General features: G+C 49.4%; 2 protein-coding genes. One reads left to right on the top strand and one right to left on the bottom strand.

What is annotated here, in order from left to right; translation table 11 throughout:
• On the top strand, positions 1–1156 hold a 1156-nt coding region (locus KDK19_RS19405), incomplete at its 5' end, for a glycosyltransferase family 87 protein (RefSeq protein WP_257292667.1).
• A 45-nt stretch (positions 1157–1201) separates the two neighbouring features.
• On the opposite strand, the gene KDK19_RS19410 is transcribed toward KDK19_RS19405, so the two are convergent.
• Positions 1202–1537, bottom strand: a 336-nt coding sequence (locus KDK19_RS19410) for an ABC transporter permease (protein ID WP_257292668.1), incomplete at its 5' end; no start/stop codon positions are given.

The raw sequence follows: 1537 nt of genomic DNA on the forward strand, positions 1-1537 counted from the left end.
GGACATAGCCCTCCTGAAAAATCATCCTGCGGCCCTTTTCGGAATGTTTCTCTGGGGGCTGGCCGTAATTCTGATCTTTGTCAAAGTCGCCCTGGAACCGGGTCAGCACACCGTGCTGGACAGCTACCTGCTCGGCGCTGATCGGTGGATCGACCGGGTAAAGCTCTACTCGGGACCAGGAGGTTTCATCTATACCCCCACCTTTGCCGTACTTTTTGTACCGATCACCAAACTGCCCATATTTCTCGCTGACCTGCTCTGGCGTTTGTTTATCATAGGTCTTTATGTCTGGGCCAGCCTGAGACTGCTGAGACACTTTCAGGAATACTCTGGGGAAACCCTCTTTAACAGGTTTGGATTATTCAGTCTGATTGCCGTTCCCATTGCTTTCTCTGGCTTTAGAAACGGGCAAGTGAATGTGATCCTCATTGCAGCCATGATGCTGGTGATCAGCCAGATTATAGAGAAGCGCTGGAACTCGGCAGCCCTGATTCTGGCTCTGATCATGAGCCTGAAACCGACCTTTATTGTCTTCTTCCTGCTGGTAACCACACTGTTCAGGCCTTTCTGGCTAAGAGTACCGTTGATGCTATTGGCATTTCTGTCACTGCCTCTGGTGTTTGGTGGCCTGGATTATGGACTCGAACAGTACAACAACTTTCTTGAGATGGCCGACTCAGCCGTTGACCGGGGAGTGACAACACCTAACTGGGCCAGTTTCTTCAACATTCCCATGCAACTTTTCAACTACTCTGTCCCGGAAAACCTGCAGAACATTTTGAAAATCATTCTGGCAGCCATGACCTGGGCCGTTTGCTTTTATGCCATTGTCCGTCATGGTACCAGGACTGGCCTGATCTATTTATTGAGTTTTGCTGCTTGCTATCACGTTATGTTCAACCCCAGAAGCGTTAATACCGATTATATTATTCTTGGCTCGGTTCTGGCCTTTTGGTTTACTGCTGCAACCTGCCAGTGGAGAGATAAAGCCCTGGCATGGACAACCGGTTTAATTGCCCTCGGTGTTCTCTTTGCTTTTGATATTTCAAGGACGTTGGTCACAGACGCCACCAGTTGGTTCAATCCTTTGATGGCTGCCGTTTTCACCGGTGTCCTGATCTGGCAATTGAGCAGTAAAAGGGTATTTGCACCCTGAGAAAAAAGCAAAAGGCCGCTAAAACGGCCTTTTTGTCAGTGACGCTTAACCTTTATAGAGCTTGGGATTGAGCACGTCCCTCAGCCAATCACCCAGCAGGTTAATCACCAGAACCAGTGTGACCAGGATGACACCTGGAATAACCGTAATCCACCAGCTACCAGAGAAAATATACTCAAAGCCACTTGAGATCAGCGACCCCAATGAAGGTTCCGACACAGGCATCCCCAGCCCCAGGAAAGACAGGGCGGCTTCACTGATAATGGCGTTGGCAATCTGGACGGTTGAGATGACCAGAATGGGAGACAGGCAGTTTGGCAGAATGTGTCGAAACATAATACGCCCTGAGCCAAAACCCATTACTTTGGCAGCCTCGACATA

Source organism: Endozoicomonas sp. ONNA1, from assembly GCF_024606325.1.
In the GTDB taxonomy this organism is placed as follows: Bacteria; Pseudomonadota; Gammaproteobacteria; order Pseudomonadales; family Endozoicomonadaceae; genus Endozoicomonas_A.